We start from the raw sequence: 23957 nt of genomic DNA on the forward strand, positions 1-23957 counted from the left end.
CTCTTCCTCTTCGTCATCTCCCTTGGCACCAAGTTCCTCGGCCGTCGCTAAGCCCATCGTCAACAATTGCGAATCCAATCGTGTCGTTGCCAGCGTGCCGGGGGGCATGTCGTCGTACGAAGGCATCCGCACATAACGAGCGACCGATCCAGGCACCTCCAAGACGCTTTCCAGTGCCGCGATCCGTTCTTGCGGATCGGCAATCGCCAATTGGTCCGCTAAATAAACGCCGAACAATGGATTGATACTTTTCAAATGCACCAAGCGTTCTAATCGATCCGTGGGCGTTGCCAGTTTTGGACGATAATCATCGACCTCGTAACCACGACTTTCGATCAATGCCGGATCCTGGTTGTCCTCTTCTTCGTTCGCCTTTTGCGTCTCTTCATCGCTCCGCATTTGATCCAACAAATTACCAAACAAACCTTCGGTGGCTTTGACCACCGGGGCGTCGTCTTTGGATTTTTTAATCGGTTTGGGTGATGCTGCTCGCGGCTTGGGATCCAGTTCAATGTAACCGGCCGTCCACAACGTGATCAACATCCGGTTCAAATCGCGCTGAGCCTCATCGATCCCCTTGGGCGGTAACAATCGACGTCCAACCAAATCGCGAATCGGTTGGACCTCGGCATTTTCACCCAACAGATAAGCGAGCAGACGCCACGGCAATCGTCCTCGGCTAGACAAATTCGCCGCCGCTGCTTGCTGCAGCTGTTCGAACTGAGAAACGGTCCAGTAGGATTCGCCACTCCGCCGCTTGGGCATTTTTTTCTTGAGCTGTTTTTTGGCCTTCATCAATCCCGGATCTTTGGTGTCCTCGGGGATCGAATCATACTTTTCTCGCCAACGGTTGATTTTGACGTCGTCCTCGTGAGCCAACGAAAAGACGTAGCCGCGATCGTCAAACTGAGGCCGACCGGCTCGCCCAAAAATCTGCTGTGCCGACGAGGGATCGACCAGCTTCTTTTTGTCCTTGGGGCCCTTTAACAAACTGGGCAACACCACACTTCGCGCGGGTAGATTGATTCCGGCGGCGAGCGTTTCAGTGCAAACACAAAAGCTCAGCAATTTTCGCTGGAACAATTCTTCGACGATCCGGCGATAGCGTGGCAGGACGCCGGCATGATGCACGCCGACGCCACGCATCAAGATCGCCTTCAGCTTCGGCCCCGCTCCCTCGCTCATATCGGCCGCGTTCAAATAGTCCGCCAATTCAGCTTGGCGAGCCTTGTCGATCAGGCTTTTGCCCTTAAGTAGTTCGGCAGTGGTCCAGCACTGAGCGCGACTGAAACAGAACAGCAGCGACGGTGTCCTCCGCGTGACCTCGTCACCCGCAGCAATTTTTTCGGCAAAGTCGGCTAAAATATCGTCCTCGACCCACTCAAATTGCAGCGGAACCTTTCGCTCGGTTCCCGACACCAATTGCAACCGACGCCGGTGCGAACGATAGAGCCACGACGTGAAATCCAAAGCGTTGCCGACCGTCGCACTCAGCAGCATCGTCCGTACGTGCGATGGCAATAACCCGAGCGTTAACTCCCAAACGATGCCGCGTTCGGGATCATTAAAGTAGTGGAACTCGTCCATGACCACCGACGAAACATTCTCAAAGTCAAACGACTCGGAGTTCAGCAGCCGGTTGAGCAGAATTTCGGCGACCACGACCAACACCGGGGCATCGGGGTTGGCCGTGCGATTTCCGGTCACCAAACCGACTTGGTCTGCCGAAAATCCCCAACGAACAGCCGACTCGCGAAGTTCGACCAATTTTTGGTCCGTCAGTGCGATCAGCGGCGTGGTGTAGTACATTCGTTTGCCGGTCCGCAGCGCCTCGTACACTGCGGCCTCGGCAATCAGCGTTTTCCCCGTCCCTGTGGGGGCACACACCAGCACACCTTGCTCGTTTGTAAAATAAGCCAGCAAGGCCTCTTCTTGGACGGGATACGGCTGAAACGGAATCAGATCGAAGTATTCTGAAGCCAGGACGTCACGGTCGGGATTCTCAATTGGTTGCGTCATAGTCTACAAGTTGTATCAGTCATTGAAGAACAATGGACCTAGGGAGACAAGAATCGATGCCAAGCCCGCGACAAGACGCCCTTTCGATCTGGAACGCCGGTGTCGATTCAGTTCGAGCCCGCGAACGAGTCCTTTCACAGATCCAACTCGAATCCGATCAGCTTTGCGTCGCGGAGCATCTTTTTTCGCTCGCCGATTTTGACCGCATCATCGTTGTCGGTGCCGGCAAAGCGGCCACCGCGATGGCAACAGGACTGGTCGCGGCGGTGGGCGATCGACTGCCGATCAAGGGTTGGATCAATGTACCCGAAGGTACCGTTCCCGCAGAGGGATCCGAGCTGCTTCGTCATATTCATGTCCATCCCGCTCGGCCAGCGGGAGTCAACGAACCGACCGCAGACGGTGTTTTTGGGACCGAACAAATTTTACAGCTCGTCCGTCAGGCGACGCCACGCGATCTTTGCATTGCCTTGATCTCCGGCGGCGGCAGCGCGCTATTGCCCGCGCCGATTCCGGGTATCACGTTGGAAGACAAACTTGCGGTGATCCGGCATCTGAGTTCATCCGGTGCGGACATCACCGAGCTGAACACCGTCCGCAAACATCTCAGCGCCGTCAAAGGAGGCGGTCTGTTGCGTGCGTGCCGCAGCGGACAATTGATCACACTGATTTTGTCCGATGTGCTCGGCGACCCCGTCGATTTAATCGCGTCAGGGCCCACCATCGAGGACACCTCAAGCAAAACCGACGCGCTGGATGTTTTGGATCAATTTGATCCCCAGCGAAACTTGCCCGCGTCGGTCTACAACGCCCTGAACTCGGCTCCCGCCACGGTGGTAAAGCCCACAACGACCGCCACGACTTGCATCATCGGCAACAATGCCCTGGCGGTCGATGAAGCGGGAATCGTGGCCGAACGGCTTGGCTATAACCACATCATGCATTCCGCAACCGTCTGCGAACCGTCGGCTGAACAGGTGGGACGCGAGTTTGCCGAAATGCTGGTCTCGATGCTTCGCAGCAACGACAAACATCGATCGAACTGCTTGATCACCGGCGGCGAACCGGTCGTCACGCTCGCTCCGGCAGAGATCCGCGGACTCGGCGGACGCAATCAACAACTCGTCCTTGCCGCTTATCAACACCTATTGGGCTGTGAATTGAGTGACGACGAGTGGAATCAAATTGCCTTGCTCTCGGGCGGCACCGATGGCGAAGATGGACCGACCGACGCGGCCGGTGCGATGCTAGATGCGAGCGTGCATCAGTTGGCCAGCGAAAAACGACTCGACATCGCCGACTTCTTGCGACGCAACGATGCCTATCACTTTTTCGAAGAAACCGGAGGCCTGATCCTGTGCGGTCCCACCGGTACCAACGTGTGTGACATCCGCGTCGGCGTGATCAAAACATAGTCGCTGATCGCTCCGCGATCATGGCGTAAATCATCGTCGATCGCTCCGTGATCATTGTGTTCCGCAATCATTATGTTCCGCCGCACGTCGGCCGGGACAAGTCGCGATAGCGACGCAGATCCGGCGGGATGCAAAAGTGGTGGTAAAATCATCCCAGCCACCATGCCGGAACTCCGCTCCGCTGCGTTCCGGCCTACTTGCTCTGGCCTACTTGGTCTGGCCTACTTGGTCTGGCCTACTTTCACCTCACGCGTGCTCGCCCACACGATTCCCGCTCCTGCTACTGCGATCGCACTGGCGACGACCAACCACATCAGCGGCAAGTGAGCTTGATCGTCCAAGTCGCTGCCGAAAAATTGGAAGTGCTCGTGATAACGCCCCACCATTTCTAACAACCCGTTGTGCACCAGATGCATCAGCATGCCTGGCAACACACTGCCAGTCCGATACGCGATCCAGCCCAAGATCAATCCCAACAGCGTCGTCGGGATAAACCGTTCGATCAGCAACGCGTTGCCGGTGAACACGTGAAACAAACCAAACAAAACCGCCGTCAACACAATCGTGCGTGCCGGTGACATCACTCGCAAAAACGAAGAGAACAGAAATCCGCGAAAGCATAGCTCTTCGATTACAGCCGGAGCCACCGCGAACGTCAGCAGCAACAACCACGGCGGCACTTGCTTCCATGCCGCCAATTGCCCCAATGCCTGTTCAATCCGCTCTTCACTCAACCCGCCAATCCCGATCGCTTCGGCAATCACAAACGCTTCGTGGGCAAGCGTCCAAGCTCCCAAGCCGATCAGGATTACCCCGACAAAACTCAGCAGCGGCGGCATCTGTAATCGGAACGTACTGCGAAATCGATGACGTCCTAAGTAGGTGGCAACAAACGGCACCAATCCAAACGTCAACAACAGCGTCAAAATGTTCAACCAAAATTTGGCCGACAGTGAAACCGAATCGCCAAAGATCTGCAAAAACCGCATCAAACCGTTGGAACCAACAAAATAGATTGGCACTAACAACGACAACATCAACGCCGCCGACTCGACACTCGGAACCGGCGTCACCTTCTGAGGCCGATGAAAGAATGATCCGATCGATTGTTCGCTGGTTCGCGTCACCGCGTCCGCACCAAACAATCGAGAAGCCACTGCCAATGCGGCCGACGCATAACCGATCGTGCTGACAATGGCCGCCAACGCACCGACGGGATTAAAGGCTCCTGCCAACAGATCGCGAGCCAACAACACGATGCTGATCAGCGGAGCAATCGCCAAGGGCCCGCTCAACTCGACGCCCGGCATCAGCGACAACATCCCCGGTGCCAGCGCCAACAGCATCACGGGAATCAAGTACGCCTGGGCCTCTTTGAACGATTTGGCAAAACTGGTCAAACACAGCAGCAGTGCGGAAAAGAAACCGCTAAACAGCACCAACAACCCCAGGATTTGCAGCACCGCGATCAATGGAAACGCATCATCTCCCGTTAAAAACCGCATCATTCCCGACACCCACAGCGTCGTGAACATCGCCAACAGATTGATCATTGCCGTCAACAACGCCACGATCACGACCGCGATGTATTTGGCAAACAGCACGTAAAAACGCGGCACCGGCGACGCCATCAACGATTCCATCGTGCCGCGTTCTCGTTCTCCGGCGGTTAAGTCGATTGCGGGATAGACCGCACCGGTGATCGTCATCAAAACCAACACCAATGGCACGATCGTGGCTAACAAAGGCAACTCGTCCTCTTGGCCGATTTCGTCCACAACGATGTCAGCCGGAGGCCGGTAATCAGGCGCCAACATTTTCGCCACATGTTGGGCAAAGTTAGATCGCAACCACTGCAAACGTTCCACCAGGATACGACGCGCGTTTTGGCTGCCGCCATCACCTCGAAACGCCGTGATGATCACTTGTGGTGGTTCTTCGAATTTGATTTCAACAGCTAGATCGATTTGGTTGGCATACAACGCATCGACGGGATCGATCTCTTCGCTCAAACGAATATCAAATTCGGCGATCCCCCCGCCGCTCGACTTGGCCACCGAATCAGGTGGCGCACTCTGAGGATCATCCAAATACGAACGCAGCAATTCGCCTTCGCGTTCGGTTGCCACCCCGACGAGGAACACATTGGTGGGGCGAGCGCCGGACGTCAACAAAAAACGATTCAGCGCCATGCTCAATAGCGGATAAAGCAGCAGCGGCATGATCAACAACGTCATCACCGTGCGTCGATCACGAATCGTTTCGCGTAGTTCTTTTTGACAGAGTCGTAGAATCCGCCCCTTCATCACGTGTCCGCTCATGCTGCCGCCTCGTCGTTCATCAAGTCGACAAACATGTCAACAAGGTGTTCGCGACCGGTGGCTTGTCGCAACGCACTCATGTCGCCTTCGTATTCCAATCGGCCTTGATGTAACAAACCGAATCGATCGCACAATCGCTCCGCTTCATCGAGTCGGTGCGTACACACAATGACTGCCTTTCCGGCTTGCCGTAAATGTCCGATGTATTCAAAAATCGTTTGCACGCCGACGACGTCCAAACCACGCGTCGGTTCGTCCAATAACATCACCGGCGGATCGTGAATCAAACCACGCACCAGTGTCACACGTTGACGTTGACCGGTGCTGAGCGTCCCGGCCCGACGATCCAACAAATGCTCGATTCCCATCAACTTTGAAAGCTCTTCGGCGCGGGTCGCTGCAACATCGGGATCGACGGCGTACAGGTCGCCAAAATACAACAGCATCTCGCGAACACTGAGCCAGGGATAAACGCCGTCGTTGGACGAAACAAATCCCAATCGCGACTTGACCGCGATCGGATCGACCGTGGTATGGATCCCGTCGACCGCCGTGTAGCCGCTGTCGGGTTCAAGCAACCCGAGAATAATTCGCAACGTCGTCGTCTTGCCCGCACCATTGGGGCCCAACAATCCGTAGACCTCTTCCTGAGGCACTGTTAGCGACAAGTCGTCCACCGCGCGGACTTCGCCGTCATCGAGCGAAAAAGTTTTAACGAGCGAACGGACTTGGAGCATTCGAATGTCGACCGCAGCAAAAGTTTGGAAAAGCGTTTCGTTTCACCAGGATACCAGACGGACGATCACGCTTGGGGCTCGGTCATTTTCCAAGGATCAAGTGCTTCGGTCAGCGTGTCCTCAGGCAATATGCCCTTTTCACGACACAATTCGCGAATCGTTTGTCCCGATGCGAACGCTTCTTTGGCCAATTTCGCAGCTTGCTCGTAGCCGATCAGCGGATTCAAACTGGTGCACATCGACAAACTTTTCTCGACCGACGCTTCACACGCCTGGACGTTCGCTTCCATTTCCTCGAGACAGAATTCGACAAACGCATCACAGCCACTGGACAACAAGTGAATCGATTCAAGAATCGTGTGTCCCATCACCGGCATCATGATATTGAGCTGGAAATTGCCGCCCGACGCGCCGCTGACCGTGATACAGGTGTCGTTGCCCATCACGCGTGCGGTCAACTGCATCATTGATTCGCACATCACGGGATTGACCTTACCGGGCATGATCGAGCTGCCCGGTTGGCGACTTGGCAATTGGACTTCAAAGAATCCGCAGCGTGGACCGCTGCCGAGCCAACGAATGCTGTTGGAAACGTTGAACAATGTCTGCGAGATGCATTTGAGTTCGCCGTGCGATTGCACCAAAGCGTCTCGAGTGGCGTTGGCTTCGAAATGATTCACCGCTTCGACAAACGCGATGCCCGTCTTGTTCGCTAATTCCTTGGCAACGCGGGCCCCAAATTCAGGATGCGTGTTGATCCCGCTGCCCACCGCCGTGCCACCGACGGCCAATTCCAAAACGGCATCCCGAGCGGCTTCGGCTCGCGAAATCGACAATTCCAATTGGCGAGCAAAACCACCAAATTCTTGGCCTAAACGCAGTGGCGTCGCATCCATCAGGTGAGTACGGCCGATCTTGATGATCTTGTCCCACTGTTTCGCCTTGTCGGCGAGCGAGGCATGCATTTTGCGAAGCGCAGGCAGCAATTTTGTTTCGATCTGGATCGCCGTGGCGACGTGAATCGCGGTGGGAAACGTATCGTTGGTGCTTTGCCCCATGTTCACATGGTCGTTCGGATGAATCAGCTTTTCAGTGCCAAACCGATCGCCACCAGCGATCTCGATCGCACGATTGCTGATCACCTCGTTGACGTTCATGTTGCTGCTGGTTCCTGATCCCGTCTGGAAAACGTCGATGGGAAATTGGTCTGCCAGCTTGCCATCGGCGACTTCTTGGGCCGCTTGCAGCATCGCTTTGACCTGCGCATCGGTCAGCGGATTTTTTCCAGTTCCGGTTAATTTCTCCAGATCGCGGTTGGCCACGCCACAGGCAAATTTGACCAATCCCATGGCCGAGATCATCGAAGGCATCAATTCCCAACCGCTGATCGGGAAATTTTCAACAGCCCGCTGAGTCTGGGCTCCGTAATAGGCTTCGGCGGGCACTTGAACGTCGCCCATGGAATCATGTTCGGTGCGGTACTGGGTCATCGGTTTCACTTCGTCGATTGCGGGTTTCAAAAACGTTCGCTAGGGCCGTCATCATAAAGCGCCGATGGACGTTTTGACGAGGCGGCTAGAGAGCTGCGGCGATGATCACCAAAAGATCGGCAATTCTTTGCATCCTTATTGGCAACCCCGCTACCCCCACCACGGGCGTTAAGAAAGTGTTTAGAATTGGCAGCTGATTTGCTCCCTCCCCAACTCATCCCCCTTATGATTACGGCCACCGCATGATGCGCCCCAGATCGTTTTTTCTTGTCTTATTGCTAATTACCCTCGCCTTGTGCCTCATCCCCAGTGGGCTCATCGCTCAATCGGTCTCGGCGACCGCAGACGCTTCGGTCCCCGAAACGATCTCGGGCACCTCCACCGACTTCACAACCAGCGGAAGTCCTCTGAACCAAACCCCGGTGCTGATTTTGGCAGTCGGAATTTTTTGTGTTCTGGGGATGATCATCGTCTTGAAGTTGAATGCGTTTTTGGCGTTGATCATTTCCGCCTTGATCGTCAGTTTGTTGGTGGGGCTGACGCAAGGAGGAACGGCGGGGTCTCGAATGGATGCGGTTGTCGCAGCCTTTGGCAGTTCGGCCGGCAGCATCGGTATCGTGATCGCGATGGCCGCCATTATCGGCAAATGTATGCTCGATAGCGGAGCCGCAGATCGCATCGTCCGCAGTGCTGTCAACATCACCGGAGAAAAGAAGGCGTCGGTCGGTTTGATGGTCAGCGGCTTTGTGCTCGCAGTGCCTGTTTTTTTTGACACGGTCTTTTACTTGCTGGTCCCGCTAGCGAGAAGTTTGCATCGCCGGACGAACCAGAACTATCTTCGTTACCTGATGGCAATCGCGACGGGCGGTGCGATCACACATACGCTCGTTCCTCCTACACCGGGACCGCTGCTTGTCTCGTCAATTCTCGGTGTCGATATTGGCATGATGATGTTGGTCGGGACGCTGGTTGCGCTGCCAGCGGCGATCGTCGGTTTGATTTTTTCGATCGTGATCGACAATAAAAGTCCTGTTGAAATGCGGCCACTTGGTGCTAACGAAAACAAGCATCAACCCCTGCTTGATGAACAGTTGCCTTCGTTTTGGATTGCACTACTGCCAGTAATCCTGCCAGTCGTGTTGATCGGGGCGGGCACGCTCGCGACCACCTTGGCTGACCGCGAAGACCGCGCGATGCTGAGTGTTGCGGACATCCAAGACTTTGACGCATTGGCCAACGAACTCGCCACTGCGAGCCCCAATTCGCCCGCAGCCCGCGTTATTACCAGCGGTGTGTTGAACGAAAACGAGGTGGCATTGCTGAAAAAACCTGCATCGAGTGACGCCGCCAAGAGCGAAGTGGTCGCCGTGCTCAATGAAGTGCTGTTGGATCAAGAACTGTATGCTGAGGAAGCATTCTTGGGCGTCGCGTTGTCGGATGTATCGAAGTCAAAGATCAGCGCAAATCAATTGCGTATGAAACCGGTTGACCGCCGACGCATGAACCGCGCGCTACTCGAAGACGCCTTCCCCGATCTGATTGCGACGCACGATTGGAATTCTCCTAAACGTGAACTCGCCGAATCATTGTCGCTATGGAGCAACCCGAACTTTGCCCTGTTGCTGGCGGCAATCTCCGCGATGTTGACGCTAAAGGTCGTGCGTGAATTGAGTTGGCGTGATCTTGCGGTGGATGTCGAGGAATCACTGATGAGCGGTGGGGTGATTATCCTGATCACCGCGGCGGGCGGCGCGTTTGGATCGATGTTGACCGATACGAATATCAGTGACACGATCCAGCAAGCGTTCCAAGATCAAGGCGGGGCGGGACTGGCCTTGCTTGTACTGGGATGGAGTATTTCCGCGGTGCTGAAAATCGCCCAAGGTAGTAGTACCGTGGCGATGATTATCGGTGCGGGAATGATGTCCGCGATCATCGGAGAAGCCAAACCGGAATACAATATGGTTTACGTTGCGACCGCAGTGGGCGCCGGATCACTGATGGGCAGCTGGATGAACGACAGCGGGTTTTGGGTGTTCACCAAAATGGGCGGACTGACCGAAGGCGAATCGCTGCGTAGCTGGACACCGCTATTGGCGGTGTTGTCGCTGGTTGGTTTATTGGCCACGCTATTGTTAAGCCAAGTACTTCCATTGAAAGCTAGTTTGTGAGCGTGCCGTCGCTACCCCCCAAGAATCAACTCGATCCGAGTGAACGCGTGCCAAGCCCGAGATTCCTCGGCTGTGCCGCCACACTTGGATCTGTTGTTGTGACGTGCATCCTGCTGTTCTTCAACGCCTCGTTTGTGATGGCATTGCTAACCGCTGCTGAATCCAAATTTCCAATTTGGGCCCAAAACGCCGAAGCGTCTCAGTTCATCCTGTTCACGGTGCCGCTCGTGTTAGTCGTGTTGCAGTGGATGCTGATCGATTACGCCCGCAGCCGATTTCGCCGTTAGGCTCCGTCGATGGAATTGGGTGAGGACCGGCGGCACGAGCGATTACAATAGCCCGAACTTCTCGATCGATCGCAGTGACGTAATCCACCCTTCACACCAAACCGATGTCCGAAACACGTTTGTCAAAACCTCACCGAAGCCGACTCAAACGCGTTGTTGGTGCAGCGATGCGGATCGCCGCCTTTGGCTACGCAACGATCTTGGTCTTCTTGGTCGCCATGGAAACTCGCTTGGTCTATCCCGGTGCGTTCATGAACATCCCGCCGGAATCCGCTGCGGGAGTCGTCTCCGTTGACTATGAATCGGCTGATGGCACCAGGTTGACCGGCCAACTTTACGAACCTCCGAACGCCAAGCACACGCTTGTGTATTACCACGGCAATGGCATCACCGCGGCTCGTGAAAGCACCACCGCCGCTTGGCTCGGCGATCAACTCGGCGCCAATGTTCTCGTCGCTGAATACCGCGGTTTCGACGGGATCGATGGATCGCCCGACGAAGCGGGCGTGATCGCAGATGCATTGGCCGCCCGCGACTTCGCATGCCAGCGATATTCGATTCGTCCCGACCAATTGATCCTGTACGGTCAATCGCTCGGTGGCGGATGCGCCGTCGCCGTTGCAGCCCAAGGTGGTGCGAAACTGCTTGTTCTGGATCGCACATTTGATCGAATGGTCGACGTGGCAGCTGACAAATATCGTTTCATCCCAGTCAATTTGCTGATGCGAAATCAATACGATTCCATCGCTCGTATTCAAAACTATTCGGGACCCTTGGTTCAAATGCATGGCAATGACGACACATTGATTCCGATCCGACACGGCAAACACTTGTACGACGAGTCGCCTTGTTCGCCCAAGCACTTCGTCGAGATTGATGCGATGGGGCACAACGATCCGACACCGCCGTGGGCGTGGGACGAATGCTGTGAGCAAATAGACACCATCTTATCGATTTCCCCTAAACCAGCTTCCTTTCAATGAAAATCTGTCGCCTCGTATTTACCTTCCTGCTGCTGTTGTCCGCGTCATTGGTCGCGAAAGACCCCGCAGCGACGACCTCCGACGCAACCAGCCCACTGTACTCGATGGTCGACGTAGCCAAGCAAGTGCCGACGATGCGTTGGGAAGACCAAAACGGGCCGGTGCATCGCTTGATCTACGAAGGAGAAGCGTACCAAGGACATCCCACCGAAGTGTTTGCGTTCTACGCGTCACCGAGCACGCTGGGCGAGAACGCGACCTCCGCAAACCGAAGCAACAAAACAAAGTATCCTGCCGTCGTACTGATCCACGGTGGCGGCGGGACGGCGTTTGCCGAGTGGGCTTGGCTGTGGGCCAAACGAGGCTATGCCGCCATCGCAATGGATTTGGCCGGTTCACGTCCGATGGATCCGATTTACGATCCGAAAACGGGGACCCCGATCCGCAATCAAGCCGCACGACGCGATACTAGAACGCGTTTGCCGCTCGGCGGACCCGATCAAGGACATGACACCAAATTTGATTCGATCGATGACGATATTTCCGATGACTGGCCCTATCATGCCGCATCCAATGTGCTTCGCGCTCATTCACTGATCCGCTCGTTTGACGAAGTCGATGCCGAACGAACCGCGGTCGCCGGAATTAGCTGGGGTGGATACACGACTTGCTTGGCAGCGTCGCTGGATGATCGCTTCAAGGCCGCCGTACCGGTTTATGGCTGCGGTTTTCTATTCGAAGGTGAATCGGTTCAAAAGCCATCAATCGACAAGCTGGGGGACCGCCGCAATGCCTGGATCCAAGCCTATGATCCCTCCAGCGTGCTGACTCAGTGCCGCGTTCCGATCCTGTTTGTCAACGGAACCAATGACGTTCACTATCCGCTGGACAGTTATCAAAAAAGCTTTGATGCCGTCCCTGGTGAAAAGCAAATGCGAATCGAAGTCAATATGCCGCACGGCCATCTCCAGGGTTGGGCACCGCACGAGATTGGCATCTTTATCGATTCACATTGTCGAGCCGGCGTGCCGCTGGCAACACTTGAAACTCCGGTCGTCGAAGACGACGAAGTGCAAGTTCAATATCAGAGCCAAGTGCCGCTCAAATCAGCGACACTGCACTACACGACCGACACCGGACTGCGATCCAAACGCAAATGGGAAAGCATTCCTGCCAAATTCACCGACGAGATGATCGTCACCGCCAAACCACCCCAGGACGCGAACACGTGGTTCGTGTCCGTTACCGACCAGCGTGACGCAATGGTGACCACGCCCGTTCAGTTTCAAAAACCGACATCAGAGTAGAGGCACATTTTTTGGAACAGGCTTCCCGTAGCATAGGCTTCTAGCCTGTGAATGTTACAGAAGCTACCAGCCTGTCGAGGCAGTTACCACCGAAACTCTTGGCGAGTTTCGCTGCGAGAGTTGCCGATGACAGGCTAGAAGCCTATCCCACATTTAGATCTACTACGCAACGATTTCGCTGATGTCGATCATGTGCAACTGACGTCCCTCATTGTGAGGCGAATCGATCACGACCGACTTGCCGTCGTTGCTGTTTCGCGGATGTGTATCACACCGCCACTCGCCGGTGTATTCCGGCGGTGAATGAAAATGACCGAGCGAAACGACGCGATTCGAAGGCACGTGATACAGATAGGGGTTCTGCGTGCGTGATTCTTTCTGCGGATAAGTGTCATTGAGAATCCACTCGTTATCCGTATTGGGCACGTAGGTATTATGCCCATTCTTTGTCATCACTCCTTCGCCGACGGTTTGAACTTCGTCGCTTTGATCGCGAAACAGATAGAAACCCGATGACTTGCCCGTGGGCTTTGTCCACGCACAAACATGTGACGGATCTCGCCAAATAAAATGGGATGTTTCGCCGGACGGATCGAGGATATAGGGATCGCTTCCGTCCATGCCGACGGTAAACATTCGCGTCGTGAATCGTCCCGCCGGTTCCGCGTCGGGTCCATCACCAGTGCTCTCACGCCATCGATGCAACACAATAAATCGCGAGCTATCGGGGCTGACAAGCAGATGATTAAAGTAGTTCCATTTGTCGGCCAACGATTTGCCTTTGTAGTCGATTCGAGCCGCTGCGGCGAGCGAAAAGATCAACTCCGATTCGCCCGTTTCCATGTTCATCTTCCAGACCCCCGAGTCCTCCGGTGCTCGCAATTGCGAACAAGGATCGGTCAATCCGACGTACCCGTAGCCGGGACGCATCCGCTGGATCCGTGAAAAATCGGCCGTGATCGCCCATTTGCCATCGCCGCTGAGTGCATAAATGGGCCGTGGCAGCGTCCGCAGCTTTTTTGCTTCACATCCATCACTCGGCAGACATGTTGGTCGCCTTGGCGATCATTCCAAACCACTTCGGATGCGGACTGCGGACGCCACTGCAGCATACATCCTTGCTGCCATCCCCACGCACTGCTCTTACCAAGCGGGATCCACTTGTCATTGTCCGCAGTGTCGACCATACCCACACGAATCGTATCGTCGGCGCGCGGCGTGCGATGTTCAAACGCCACTTCGCCGGACAAGACAAAGCGATTGGTCGGATCAAATTCAAGTTTGTCGTAATAGCCGAACCAGTGATTCAGGGGCCCTCGTGTGATTTGCCGTACCGGAGGCAGCGAATCAGCTAAAGCAGAACTAGCCTGATCCGCAGCATGGACTCGGCCCACCGATGCCAACGCGGTGGCCGAAGCCATTGTTTTTAACGCCGTTCGTCTTGAAGATACAAAATTCATTGGAAAGGAATACCTGGTCGTATTTTGAGGCAGGGGAGGGCAGGGCAGGGGGCACGCGTTCACTGACGTTGCATGGATCGCCATTATAGCGGAATCGCAGTCGCCGTTCCGTTGGGGTGGCATGAAAAGTGAATCGGTAATGCTACACTGTGACCGATCGCGAAAAGGTCATTTACTTAAACACAACCCTAATTGATTGATTCTCAAAGGATATAGAGTTATGCCAATTTGCCGATTCCGCGACGCTGAGGGGAACACGCAGTTTGCGATTTATGATGGCTCACGGATTTGTCCGCTCTCCTCGCTAACCGATGCTCCGGTGACCCAAGCGGAACTATTGGCTGGCGGTAGCAAGTGGCTCGCGGAATTGCCCACCCCCACAGAATCACAGTGGCAACCGGCGCCCGATCAACTGTTGCCCCCGATCGACACCCCCGAAAAGGTGATTTGCATTGGTCTGAACTATCGCGACCACGCGATTGAAACCGGTTCCGAGATCCCATCCGAGCCGGTCGTGTTCAATAAGTTCAATACGGCACTCGTCGGGCATGGCGAGGCGATTTGCTTGCCACGTGTTTCCGAGCAAGTCGATTACGAAGCCGAGCTGGTGGTCGTGATCGGCAAATCGGCCAAGCACATCTCCGCCGACGACGCGATGGATTACGTGTATGGCTACACCTGCGGTCACGATGTGTCGGCTCGCGATTGGCAAAAAGGACGCCCCGCCGGCCAATGGTTGCTGGGCAAGAGCTTTGACACGTTCGCTCCGGTCGGCCCCTGTGTTGTGACGGTGGGCGAGTTGGCAGACCCCAGCGATGTGCGGGTGAAAATGCATCTCAATGACGAGGTGGTCCAAAACAGCACCACCGCTCAGCTGATTTTTAATATCAGCGAATTGATTGCGCATCTCACTAAAATCATGACACTCCATCCCGGGGACCTGATTTTCACTGGCACTCCCCCCGGTGTCGGTGCCGCCAGAAAGCCGCCGGTTTTCTTAAAACCAGGCGATGTCTGCAAAGTGGAAATTGATGGCATTGGTACCTTGAGTAACCCATGCGTAGCGGAACAGTAACGCGGTGAATTTGGGACGACGCTAGATCCACGAAAGCTAGCAATCACGATCCGTTTTCTTTCGCTAATCCTCAAGGTCTACCTGACCGATACAATCCTGTATGCGGTGATGGTGAATGCGCGACCCCAGTGATTGCGTGGCAGAGCAACGCGACTTGTCGCAGTTGCTGAGATCCTAAGACTCACCGCCGGACGATTCGCAAATTCGCGTCATTTCGGCATGGGGAGAAAAGCAAACGTGGCTGAGCAGGGTACCGCTGCACTGCCGTCGCCACACTCAGGCGGGGCAATGGATGATCCCACGCCAAGCGAAGGTCCCTTCGTGCGCTGGGTGATGGAATGGGGATCGGCAGTCGTCGATGGCGTAACCACGGTGGGGGACATCGCGATCTTCGCTTGGAAGATGTTTGTTTGGCTGTTCACTCGGCTACCGCGTCGCGGCACGATCTTGCCGAACTTCTATCAAGTCGGGGTGCTCAGTCTGCCTGTCGTCGCCTTGACCGGCACGTTCATTGGCATGGTGTTGGCCGTGAACAGCTATTACCAATTCCACGCCTTTGGGCTCGAGAACCGATTGGGAGTCGTCATCAACACGTCGCTGGTCCGCGAGCTTGGTCCGGTCCTCGCCGCCACCATGCTAGCCGGCCGTGTCGGCAGCGCGATGGCGGCGGTCTTGGGGACGATGCGGGTGACCGAACAAATCGATGCACTGACAACGATGGGTGCCGACCCAATTCACTATCTGGTTGTGCCCCGCTTCTTGGCCTGCATTTTACTAATCCCGGCACTCACAATCATGGCCGATTTCATGGGGATTGTCGGTGGCTATTTTTACAGCGTGGTGATCCTTGGAATTGATCACGCCGCCTACCTGAACCATTCGCGTGAAGGGGTACGCGGTTTTGACCTTTTCAATGGCATCTTCAAAAGTTTCTTCTTCGGCGGTGTGATTGCAATCGTCAGCTGTTACCGAGGATTTAATTGTCAAGCCGGTGCCGAAGGCGTTGGCAAAGCGGCAACCGCGGCGTTCGTCTACTCGTTTGTCTTGATCCTAGCGATCGACTTGGCGCTGAACATCTTCTTGGATGCGTTGTACTTCAAACTCTATCCCGAAGGAGCATCGATCCTGTGAGCTCCGATAACGATTACGAATACGAACTTGACCCTGAACCCAATCCCGATGGCACCTCTGAATCACTGATCGAGGTCGATGATCTGAGCGTGGTGTTTCAGAAGCAAACGATCCTGCAAGACATCAACGTCTCCGTCCTGCGTGGCCAAACGATCGCAGTGATCGGCGAAAGCGGGTGTGGCAAAACGGTTTTCATGAAAACGTTGGTTGGTTTGATCCAACCGACGCAAGGATCGATCTCGTTTGACGGTCGCCGTTTCGACGAAATGAGCATGACCGAGCTGACGCAAACTCGAAAACGATTCGGATTTGTTTTTCAGAACGCAGCGTTGTTCGACAGCATGTCCATTTTTGAGAACGTCGCGTTTCCATTGCGGCAGAACGAAGTCGTGGCGGAAACCGAGGTCCGTGACCGAGTGATGCAACATTTGATGGAAGTCGGATTGCCAAGCGAAGTGGCACGAAAGTATCCAGCCGAATTGTCCGGCGGGATGCGGAAGCGGGTCGGATTGGCGCGTGCGTTGATCTTGGAACCGGAATTGGTCGTGTACGACGAACCAACCACGGGACTTGATCCGATCATGAGCGACGTGATCAACGAATTGATCCTTGAAACGCGGCGGCGCTATCCGGTGACTAGCATTGTCGTCACTCACGACATGCACACCGCTCGCAAAGTTTCGGATCGTGTGTTGATGTTTTACCCTCGTCGCCGACTGGGGCCTCACGAATCGCAAGTGTTATTTGATGGATCGCCAAGCGACCTTGAACACGCCGATGATCGACGCGTTCGCCAATTTGTCCGAGGCGAAGCGGGTGAACGATTGAAGGAGATGTCGCTGCAAAGCGAAGGCTAAGAAAATATCATGGATGACAATAAACTGCGGTTCGGCGTCGGCGTGTTGGTCGTGTCGGCGATCGGCATCGGCATCATTTTGACGTTCTTGTTCGGCGCGTTCCCCAACGTGCTGAATCAAGACTACACGCTGTTGGTCGAGTTCCCATCGGCCGAAGGGGTCAGCCCCAATACTCCGGTGCTTCGCGATGGAGTGCGGATTGGCCGCGTTGATGAGATCTCGCTGATCCCCGGAAGGGGGAGTCCTAGTGTCGTTGGCGATGGACAGCACCAAGCCAATCGACCGCCACTACATCCCCACAATCGGGAACAGCTCGCTTGTGACCGGTGACGCCGCGATTGAATTCGTGCGAGCGAGCGAAGAGGAACTCGAAAAAGCTTTGGGGGGAAAGATGGAATTAGTGAGCGCTCGCTTTGCCCACGAAGACTACCTGGATTACGGCAGAAAATCCAAAAATCCTCTTAACACGCTGTACAGCATGGAAGACCAGATGCTCGAGACAATGGAATCGATCCGCAAGGCGGGCGATTCGATTGCCTTGGCCGGTGACAACGTCAACCAGCTTGCTGTCGAAGTCAAAAACACGGTGGGTGGAGCCGATCAAAATATGGATCGCTTGGCTCAAGAAGCGGTCGAGACGCTCGAAGAATTCCAAGGTGCGATCCGAGATGTGCGAAAAACCGTGGGCAACCCTTTGATCCAAGAAAACATTGAACGTTCGATGGCCCAGTTGCCGGAACTGCTGATGAATGCTCAAAAGACACTCGACAGCACCAGAGAAACATTCGAGAGTTTCCGACGCGTTGGCGATCGCTTCGAACGCGTTGGCGCCACTGCGGAAGATACCCTTGCCACGGCGCAGCGCTCCGTTGCAAGCTTTGATCGCACGATGCAGAACGTCGAAAAATTCACTGAACCTCTCGGTCAGCGTGGCGGTGAACTGGTCGAACAGGTGCTACGAACTCTGGCAAGTGCCGACGTTGCGCTGGCGGAACTCGAAACGCTGGGCCGAGCGGTCAACAACAGCGATGGGTCATTTAAACGGTTTCTCGAAGATGACGAAATCTATTGGCAAGTTCGCCGCACGATCGAAAACATCGAACAGGCTTCGGCACGCATCCGCCCGATCATGGATGACGTTCGCATCTTTAGCGACAAAATTGCACGTGACCCTCGTGAACTCGGCGTTCGCGGCGCCCTGTCCAAACGTCCCTCCGGTGCAGGGTTTAAATAACGAATGAGCGGGCTTCCGCATGTTCGAAGAAGTGGGATTCGCTTCCTCTTTGGGGAGGTCAGAGTCGACGGTAGCCGGCTCGCCGGTGGGGCCTCGCAGTGTTAGTGAGTGGACGGTGCAAGAAAGAAGCAACCACCCTCCCCGAAAATCTCGCTGATGGCTCGCTTTTCGACCCTCCCAACGCAAGCTGGGAGGGTGAAGCAATTCAAAACGGCAGGGCAGGGCAACGCTATCGTTTCAAAGCTTCGCTCAAAAACTGGTGCACCGCGGCAGCCGGTTGATAGCCTGTACGATGTCCTACAATCTTGCCTTCTGGGACCCCGATCAGTGTGGTGGGATACGCGGAAACATCAATGCGTCCGAGCGTCGCTTGGTTCTCTTGCGGTGTTAACAGGATGGCGACGAAGTCTTGCGAGACACGCTGCTCGACCGTTTCATCGCACCACGTATCCCGTTTCATCGCATCGCAATAAACGCAGTGATCGGTCGAGATATAGATGACCATGGGAACGTTGCGACGGCGTGCTTCCTGCCACCCCGCACGCAGCGTGCGGTGCCATGTCAAGCGAGGCTTTGCGGAGTGGCTTAAAGGGGCCACCCCGGTATAAGTCGGCATCTCAGCCTCGGCGTTCCTTGCCTGACAGGCCACTGTCATGATTGCAATCAATGCAACTGCCAAACCCATCATAGGCTTGGTAAAAACCATGATTCGTTTCATGGCGGTTTCTCCGAAAAGAAATGGGAAGATTTTGAAAAGCAGTCTCCATTAGGCGAGGCAGACTAAATACCCCAAACCCCAAAGGCAACACTCATCCCCCACCAGAACTCCAAAAACGCCCCAATTTCACCAACGCAGTGAACGCCAAACAGGCGGTTTCGAGCGGAAAAGGAGGGATATTTCTTTTCGCAAACTTGTTCTCTGGGCTTCTGGCACTGAAACCCCGTCACCGATAGTCCCGGTTGTGCATGGGGACCGTGGCTAGCGGGCTGTTGATTTAATGAAGTATCGTCCGTTATTGGTGTATTCGACGGACTAGGAACTCCGTCGTACCGCCAAATCAACAGCCTACTAGCAAGACGGCTAACGTACCGAAAGACTGCTTCCTACCTGCTTAGAAGCCTGCGGAGTGAGTTCAGAAAATCGGGTTTGCATCGGCCCGATTCGAAATCGGATTAGAAATCCGTTGAAATACTTTCTCGCGAGGCGCGGGTGCCAAGTGCTCCCCACAATCCATACGGGCTTTTCGATCCCTCCGGAACCGCACTATTGGTTCCGCCGCTGAGGGCCTTGCAATAAACGCAGGGTGAATTTGAATTCCCGGCTTCGATCGAATCGGTAATGAACTTCACCGCGCCGTCGGCCATCAAAACGTGCACGCCGCCTTGATGCCGACTGCTTGCCGGGGCGACCCCATAGGTATCCGAGTGACCCACCAAACAAATTTCCGAATTTGGCGACAGGATTGTATTGAATTGTGATTGCAACGTGTGAAAGTCGGCCCAGCGATAGCCTCGCTCGGAAACGGCACCATACACCTTTGCATTACTTGTCCAAAACTGGGGCCGTGCCACATCGATGTAGCCAAGATCAAAACAGCGTTTGGGATTATTCGCCACTTTGAAAAAGCCGCCCTTGGCATTGGAAAACCCCACCGATCGATTATCGCGATCACCTAGCCCCGTCATGATTTCTCCGACTGCGATCGTACTGGACAAACCGTCGATGAAGTCACGGAATCTGACTTTTTTGCGCGGTACAAATGCGCCTCGCAAACCACAGCGAGCACGCTTCTTTGCGATGGGGTCGGTGTTGTACAACCAACGCGATCCGTTCCAAACCGTGACCCCATGTTCGGCATCGTAGAAACCGTCGCCGGTACAGGCGGCATAGTTTGTTCGGCCCAAAGCGGGCACACCACGGCCTGGATCGCTGGGGCAGCGGAACGTCGAAATCTCGGTTGCCCATGGTGGATAGTTTCCGTTCCAAGGCCGAGGCCCAAAGGCAGGCCAAATGTCACCATCGGGTTCTTCCAACGGTTCGCTCATCTGTTCCCACAACGCTTGTTGCTCGACAAACGGCAACAACCCGACCAAATAGGTCAGTTCGAGGCGTGTAAACGCAGAACCATCTTTTTTATCCGCAAGCTTGGTGCTGTTGGTGTTTTCGTTGGTGGGTCCGACGCCGTGAATCGGCAGTTGATGATAGGACGAATGATAGTTGTGCAGCCCCAGCCCAATTTGCTTGACGTTGTTACTGCAACTCATCCGCCGTGCTGCCTCGCGAGCCGCCTGGACCGCAGGCAGCAACAATCCGACTAACACGCCGATGATCGCGATGACCACCAGCAATTCGACCAGGGTAAAGGCGAGTGAAACGCGAGAAGAGACTCGTGGCGTCATGGCGGTTCTTTCCACAGGATCCCGCTCAAATCCAACCTCGCGATGTTTTTCAACCTCGCGTTACATGACCGACCACGTTGTCCACGCGAATTCGCCGGAGCCGTGAAAGCCGATCAGCAATAAGGAGTATGGCAACAAGCCGCAACGTCGTGCTGGCTTCCTTACGGTTCGCGTTCCGCCTCAGACGCTAATTCTTCTTCGGCCGCCTGAGCCATGATCTCGTCGTAAGAATACTCGTCACTTTCTTTGACCACGCCATCGCGTGACTGCCCACAACCTGTCGCAAGACAGAGCGTGCCGGAAATCGCCAGCAAGACCATCCCCGTACGAAGGACCGCATGGACGACTGTGCGAAGGACCGTTATCGACGCCCCACGCTGTGGCTGGGCGAAAGAAGAGTGCGAGAGTGATACACGTCGCAGAAGACTCATCCGCTGCCCCCGGGGTTGCAAGCTGAGTGAGTAGGGTGATGAGAGACTAGAACAAAAGTACCCTTGTTGTATCGCGACCGACACTACATTGCCAGTTTTTTGCGGCTAAGTTTCCCAACAAAACCATGCTGCGGAGTTACGTTAAACGAAGTTCTATTCGCAGCAGACGTGCTTGGGTGTCGAAATGTTCGGAAATGGAAACGAACCGTCACTCGCTTTTCTTTCTGCCGAACAATAAGCCCCATCTAAACAAGTATGACGGCCCTTCCGGGCCGTCGTTGCGTTAGAGCCCCAACGCCTGAGTGACCAAAGTTTGAATTGGCGATATCGCGGACTTCGTCACATAGAGACGGTCACCCGGTTTCAGCGCGTAATCGGACTCGGGCAGAACGACCGTATGACTGTCGTTCATTTGAACTTCCATTCGAATGCCCCCGATGGCCTGCGGCGAGCTTCGATAGAGAACGGCATTGACCGCCCCGAGTTTCTGCAACACCCCGGTCTGTTTCAGCAGGTTGCTAACAAAAACCGATCGGCCGCTTGACTCGGGCGGCAACGGCAACACGCGAACGGGTTCATCATGGTCGACGGCAACTTGCAGGACGATGGAGTTTTCCGCCTGGGCTTGGCGAACTTTCTGGTACACGACCGAATCCATCGTTTCGTCGAGTTCGCGGTACCCGCCCGCTATTCCGGCTGGCACATAATTGGCGCCGGGTTCGCCGGGACTGAAGCCGGGCAAATTGAATGCGGAACATCCCACGCTCGATCCCATCACCAAAATTCCAAGCACGAGAGCCGAGGCTAAACTCGCCGAGGAAGGGAGGACCAAGCCCACACAGCAGTCGCTTTTGGGGGATGGGCACATGAAATGTCTCACTAGCAAGGGGCCGATTGTTAAACTTTGCCGGTTAGGTCAGATAAACCATCCCATCGACATTTCAGAACCAAAACATCATTAAAAACCGAAAAGTCATAAAATTCGCTGAAGAACCGGCCAAGAAATGCTGTTTCCTGCTTCACGTGGGGACCATCGATCGCTATAGTGCCGGGCTTCCCAGAACTTGAAATTTTGCTTTTTACCACGCTAAGTGGCGGAGAAGATCGATGGCACGGCAATGTGAAACGTGCGGTAAGAGCGTCCAAATGGGCAACCGAATCGAAACACGTGGTAAGGCCAAATACCTTGGTGGTGTTGGTACGAAGATCACCGGATGTACACGCCGGAAATTCGTCCCGAACCTCCAGAAAGTGCATGTCACCATGCCTAATGGCCAAAACAAGACAATGCGAATTTGCGTTCAATGCATCCGCAGTGGCGCAGTCCGCAAGACGGTAAAGACCAAGCCGTTTGACGTTAGTGGCGCCAAGAAATAGTGCGTCCTTAGCGTGTGACGGGCGGTTAAACCCAATCACGAGGAAAATCGATGGCCCTCTCTGCGGATGATGTTCGGCGACTAGCAATGCTTGCGCGTCTTGAGCTTTCCGAGGATGAAGTCAATGCGATCGGGCCCCAGATCACTAAGATCTTGGGGTTCGTTGAGCAATTGTCTGAACTGGACACCGAGGACATCGAACCGATGACAACGGCGCTGGACGTCGATAATCGCTGGCGCGCCGACGAATTAAAGCCGAGCTTGACGAACGACCAAGCCCTGCAAAACGCTCCAGCACGTGACGACAACTGCTTCCTTGTTCCTCCCGTTCTTGGCACCGCCGGAGCGAAGAGCTAAGGATGCTGGGCTTGGCCGATCCGCTTCAGTTCGGATTTGAGAGCCTACTGCCCCCTTTGCTCGCAATCATTCTTGCGATTGCGACACGTCAAGTTGTCCTTCCCCTCGCAGCGGGTGTCTTTTCCGGTGCGGTGCTGCTTGCGCGCGCTGACGCTGAAAAATCACTCATCGATTCGTTTGTCATTTTTGCCAACGCAATTGACGCCAGCCTTCGCGACTTTGACCACCTGCAAACTCTCGCGTTCACGCTTTTGTTGGGCGCAATGGTCGGTGTGATGGAAATCGGCGGGGGAATCGAAGCACTGATCAGGAAGCTCTCGCGTTGGATTCGATCGCGACGAAGCGCCCAAGCGATGATTTCGCTCAGTGGATTGGCGATTTTCTTTGACGACTACGCCAACACGCTGCTGATTGGCGGCACGATGCGGTCCACAGCGGATCGTTTTGGGTTGTCGCGGGCAAAATTAGCCTACCTCGTCGACAGCACCGCGGCGCCGGTCGCAGGACTTTCGCTCGTCAGCACCTGGGCGGCAATCGAAATCAGCTACATGAGCGAGGGGCTTGCCGACGCAGGCATTACCGCTCCATCGGCGGGGTTCGCACTGTTTATCCAGTCGATTCCGTACCGTTTCTACCCGATCCTAGCGATCGTGATGGTGTTTTTGATCTCAATCACCGGACGCGATTTCGGAGCGATGAAACGAGCCGAAGAAACATCGGCAAACCGCTCCCCAAACCCCGCCATTCCGGACGAGGAAACAGCACCCCCGCGGCCTCCCTTACTTTGGCTTGCGGCGGTGCTGCCGATCGTGAGCTGCGTCGCGGCACTGGGCACGACGTTAGTCGTGACGGGCTGGCAACCAGATTTGAACGTCGCGTCGGCCGGCGTGCTGCAAACCACGATTG

23 protein-coding genes are annotated in these 23957 nt (G+C 55.0%); 13 read left to right on the forward strand and 10 right to left on the reverse strand.

All coding sequences use genetic code 11. From position 1 onward, the window contains the following. Positions 1 to 2019: DEAD/DEAH box helicase (locus RMSM_RS00060; RefSeq protein WP_008689658.1), on the reverse strand; the 2019-nt coding region annotated here is incomplete at its 3' end. A gap of 56 nt (positions 2020 to 2075) precedes the next feature. Between RMSM_RS00060 and RMSM_RS00065 the strand changes: the two genes are divergently transcribed. Beyond that, entirely contained in the window at positions 2076 to 3434 is a 1359-nt protein-coding gene (locus tag RMSM_RS00065) for a glycerate kinase type-2 family protein (protein ID WP_008689660.1), read from the forward strand. 221 nt (positions 3435 to 3655) lie between these two features. On the opposite strand, the gene RMSM_RS00070 is transcribed toward RMSM_RS00065, so the two are convergent. From RMSM_RS00070 to RMSM_RS00080, 3 genes are all read right to left on the reverse strand, one after another. Next, complete coding sequence (locus RMSM_RS00070) at positions 3656 to 5755, reverse strand: ABC transporter permease subunit/CPBP intramembrane protease (protein ID WP_008689665.1); 2100 nt, start codon at positions 5753 to 5755, stop codon at positions 3656 to 3658. Then, the gene (locus RMSM_RS00075) at positions 5752 to 6492 is read right to left on the reverse strand and encodes an ATP-binding cassette domain-containing protein (RefSeq protein WP_008689668.1); all 741 of its coding nucleotides are present in this window, start codon (positions 6490 to 6492) and stop codon (positions 5752 to 5754) included. The genes RMSM_RS00070 and RMSM_RS00075 overlap by 4 nt, the downstream gene beginning before the upstream one ends. Before the next feature lie 65 nt (positions 6493 to 6557). Continuing rightward, positions 6558 to 7982 (reverse strand): class II fumarate hydratase, encoded by a 1425-nt coding sequence (locus tag RMSM_RS00080; RefSeq protein WP_040763259.1) that lies wholly within the window; start codon positions 7980 to 7982, stop codon positions 6558 to 6560. Between the two features lie 242 nt (positions 7983 to 8224). Between RMSM_RS00080 and RMSM_RS00085 the strand changes: the two genes are divergently transcribed. From RMSM_RS00085 to RMSM_RS00100, 4 genes are all read left to right on the forward strand, one after another. Beyond that, positions 8225 to 10153 carry a GntP family permease gene (locus tag RMSM_RS00085; protein ID WP_390172440.1) on the forward strand — a complete coding sequence of 643 codons (1929 nt, stop codon included), beginning with the start codon at positions 8225 to 8227 and terminating at the stop codon, positions 10151 to 10153. A gap of 98 nt (positions 10154 to 10251) precedes the next feature. Beyond that, positions 10252 to 10440, forward strand: a complete 189-nt coding sequence (locus RMSM_RS39430; RefSeq protein WP_008689675.1) for a hypothetical protein — start codon at positions 10252 to 10254, stop codon at positions 10438 to 10440. A gap of 104 nt (positions 10441 to 10544) precedes the next feature. After that, the gene (locus RMSM_RS00095; protein WP_008689677.1) at positions 10545 to 11423 is read left to right on the forward strand and encodes an alpha/beta hydrolase; all 879 of its coding nucleotides are present in this window, start codon (positions 10545 to 10547) and stop codon (positions 11421 to 11423) included. After that, positions 11420 to 12730 (forward strand): alpha/beta hydrolase family protein, encoded by a 1311-nt coding sequence (locus tag RMSM_RS00100; RefSeq protein WP_008689679.1) that lies wholly within the window; start codon positions 11420 to 11422, stop codon positions 12728 to 12730. Before RMSM_RS00095 ends, RMSM_RS00100 begins: the two co-directional genes overlap by 4 nt. 162 nt (positions 12731 to 12892) lie before the next feature. Here the strand turns inward: RMSM_RS00100 and RMSM_RS41930 are convergent, their stop codons facing one another. Further along, a complete protein-coding gene (locus RMSM_RS41930) occupies positions 12893 to 13660 on the reverse strand; it encodes a hypothetical protein (protein ID WP_201766983.1) in 768 nt (255 codons plus the stop codon). After that, on the reverse strand, positions 13630 to 14190 hold the full coding sequence (locus tag RMSM_RS41935; protein WP_201766984.1) for a hypothetical protein: 561 nt from the start codon (positions 14188 to 14190) through the stop codon (positions 13630 to 13632). Before RMSM_RS41935 ends, RMSM_RS41930 begins: the two co-directional genes overlap by 31 nt. A gap of 220 nt (positions 14191 to 14410) precedes the next feature. On the opposite strand from RMSM_RS41935, the gene RMSM_RS00110 reads away from it, so the two are divergent. The 5 genes from RMSM_RS00110 to RMSM_RS00125 all read left to right on the forward strand — a co-directional run bounded on the left by RMSM_RS00110 (position 14411) and on the right by RMSM_RS00125 (position 18487). Next, positions 14411 to 15265 carry a fumarylacetoacetate hydrolase family protein gene (locus tag RMSM_RS00110; protein WP_008689682.1) on the forward strand — a complete coding sequence of 285 codons (855 nt, stop codon included), beginning with the start codon at positions 14411 to 14413 and terminating at the stop codon, positions 15263 to 15265. 288 nt (positions 15266 to 15553) lie between these two features. After that, positions 15554 to 16396: an MlaE family ABC transporter permease gene (locus RMSM_RS00115; RefSeq protein ID WP_008689683.1), complete on the forward strand. Its 843-nt coding sequence runs from the start codon at positions 15554 to 15556 to the stop codon at positions 16394 to 16396. Beyond that, positions 16393 to 17253, forward strand: coding sequence for an ABC transporter ATP-binding protein (locus tag RMSM_RS00120; protein ID WP_008689684.1), 861 nt, complete (start codon positions 16393 to 16395; stop codon positions 17251 to 17253). The genes RMSM_RS00115 and RMSM_RS00120 overlap by 4 nt, the downstream gene beginning before the upstream one ends. 9 nt (positions 17254 to 17262) lie before the next feature. After that, positions 17263 to 17583 (forward strand): MlaD family protein, encoded by a 321-nt coding sequence (locus tag RMSM_RS42200; RefSeq protein ID WP_008689685.1) that lies wholly within the window; start codon positions 17263 to 17265, stop codon positions 17581 to 17583. Then, positions 17513 to 18487 (forward strand): hypothetical protein, encoded by a 975-nt coding sequence (locus tag RMSM_RS00125; protein WP_236621937.1) that lies wholly within the window; start codon positions 17513 to 17515, stop codon positions 18485 to 18487. Before RMSM_RS42200 ends, RMSM_RS00125 begins: the two co-directional genes overlap by 71 nt. A gap of 229 nt (positions 18488 to 18716) precedes the next feature. Here the strand turns inward: RMSM_RS00125 and RMSM_RS00130 are convergent, their stop codons facing one another. From RMSM_RS00130 to RMSM_RS00140, 4 genes are all read right to left on the reverse strand, one after another. Then, positions 18717 to 19205 (reverse strand): thioredoxin family protein, encoded by a 489-nt coding sequence (locus tag RMSM_RS00130; protein WP_144057248.1) that lies wholly within the window; start codon positions 19203 to 19205, stop codon positions 18717 to 18719. Between the two features lie 455 nt (positions 19206 to 19660). After that, on the reverse strand, positions 19661 to 20887 hold the full coding sequence (locus tag RMSM_RS00135; protein ID WP_008689688.1) for a DUF1559 domain-containing protein: 1227 nt from the start codon (positions 20885 to 20887) through the stop codon (positions 19661 to 19663). A gap of 161 nt (positions 20888 to 21048) precedes the next feature. Further along, a complete protein-coding gene (locus RMSM_RS39435; RefSeq protein WP_144057249.1) occupies positions 21049 to 21318 on the reverse strand; it encodes a hypothetical protein in 270 nt (89 codons plus the stop codon). A gap of 283 nt (positions 21319 to 21601) precedes the next feature. Next, positions 21602 to 22111: a hypothetical protein gene (locus RMSM_RS00140; RefSeq protein WP_008689690.1), complete on the reverse strand. Its 510-nt coding sequence runs from the start codon at positions 22109 to 22111 to the stop codon at positions 21602 to 21604. A 314-nt stretch (positions 22112 to 22425) separates the two neighbouring features. Between RMSM_RS00140 and rpmB the strand changes: the two genes are divergently transcribed. From rpmB to RMSM_RS00155, 3 genes are all read left to right on the forward strand, one after another. Further along, positions 22426 to 22695, forward strand: a complete 270-nt coding sequence (rpmB, locus tag RMSM_RS00145) for a 50S ribosomal protein L28 (protein ID WP_008689692.1) — start codon at positions 22426 to 22428, stop codon at positions 22693 to 22695. Positions 22696 to 22745: 50 nt separating this feature from the next. Further along, entirely contained in the window at positions 22746 to 23051 is a 306-nt protein-coding gene (gene gatC / locus RMSM_RS00150; protein WP_040763254.1) for an Asp-tRNA(Asn)/Glu-tRNA(Gln) amidotransferase subunit GatC, read from the forward strand. Between the two features lie 11 nt (positions 23052 to 23062). Beyond that, a partial coding sequence (locus RMSM_RS00155; protein ID WP_315850123.1) for a Na+/H+ antiporter NhaC family protein occupies positions 23063 to 23957 on the forward strand: 895 nt, incomplete at its 3' end.

This window comes from Rhodopirellula maiorica SM1, assembly GCF_000346295.1.
GTDB classification, from domain to species: domain Bacteria; phylum Planctomycetota; class Planctomycetia; order Pirellulales; family Pirellulaceae; genus Novipirellula; species Novipirellula maiorica.

What these genes read in the sequence shown, in the direction of transcription:
- RMSM_RS00065 (WP_008689660.1), top strand. Translation starts at nt 2,076, where the DNA reads ATGCCAAGCCCGCGACAAGACGCCCTTTCGATCTGGAACGCCGGTGTC.
- RMSM_RS00070 (WP_008689665.1), bottom strand. Translation starts at nt 5,755, where the DNA reads ATGAGCGGACACGTGATGAAGGGGCGGATTCTACGACTCTGTCAAAAA.
- RMSM_RS00075 (WP_008689668.1), bottom strand. Translation starts at nt 6,492, where the DNA reads ATGCTCCAAGTCCGTTCGCTCGTTAAAACTTTTTCGCTCGATGACGGC.
- RMSM_RS00080 (WP_040763259.1), bottom strand. Translation starts at nt 7,982, where the DNA reads ATGACCCAGTACCGCACCGAACATGATTCCATGGGCGACGTTCAAGTG.
- RMSM_RS00085 (WP_390172440.1), top strand. Translation starts at nt 8,225, where the DNA reads ATGATGCGCCCCAGATCGTTTTTTCTTGTCTTATTGCTAATTACCCTC.
- RMSM_RS00095 (WP_008689677.1), top strand. Translation starts at nt 10,545, where the DNA reads ATGTCCGAAACACGTTTGTCAAAACCTCACCGAAGCCGACTCAAACGC.
- RMSM_RS00100 (WP_008689679.1), top strand. Translation starts at nt 11,420, where the DNA reads ATGAAAATCTGTCGCCTCGTATTTACCTTCCTGCTGCTGTTGTCCGCG.
- RMSM_RS41930 (WP_201766983.1), bottom strand. Translation starts at nt 13,660, where the DNA reads ATGCGTCCCGGCTACGGGTACGTCGGATTGACCGATCCTTGTTCGCAA.
- RMSM_RS41935 (WP_201766984.1), bottom strand. Translation starts at nt 14,190, where the DNA reads ATGAATTTTGTATCTTCAAGACGAACGGCGTTAAAAACAATGGCTTCG.
- RMSM_RS00110 (WP_008689682.1), top strand. Translation starts at nt 14,411, where the DNA reads ATGCCAATTTGCCGATTCCGCGACGCTGAGGGGAACACGCAGTTTGCG.
- RMSM_RS00115 (WP_008689683.1), top strand. Translation starts at nt 15,554, where the DNA reads ATGGATGATCCCACGCCAAGCGAAGGTCCCTTCGTGCGCTGGGTGATG.
- RMSM_RS42200 (WP_008689685.1), top strand. Translation starts at nt 17,263, where the DNA reads ATGGATGACAATAAACTGCGGTTCGGCGTCGGCGTGTTGGTCGTGTCG.
- RMSM_RS00125 (WP_236621937.1), top strand. Translation starts at nt 17,513, where the DNA reads ATGGACAGCACCAAGCCAATCGACCGCCACTACATCCCCACAATCGGG.
- RMSM_RS00130 (WP_144057248.1), bottom strand. Translation starts at nt 19,205, where the DNA reads ATGAAACGAATCATGGTTTTTACCAAGCCTATGATGGGTTTGGCAGTT.
- RMSM_RS00135 (WP_008689688.1), bottom strand. Translation starts at nt 20,887, where the DNA reads ATGACGCCACGAGTCTCTTCTCGCGTTTCACTCGCCTTTACCCTGGTC.
- RMSM_RS39435 (WP_144057249.1), bottom strand. Translation starts at nt 21,318, where the DNA reads ATGAGTCTTCTGCGACGTGTATCACTCTCGCACTCTTCTTTCGCCCAG.
- rpmB (WP_008689692.1), top strand. Translation starts at nt 22,426, where the DNA reads ATGGCACGGCAATGTGAAACGTGCGGTAAGAGCGTCCAAATGGGCAAC.
- gatC (WP_040763254.1), top strand. Translation starts at nt 22,746, where the DNA reads ATGGCCCTCTCTGCGGATGATGTTCGGCGACTAGCAATGCTTGCGCGT.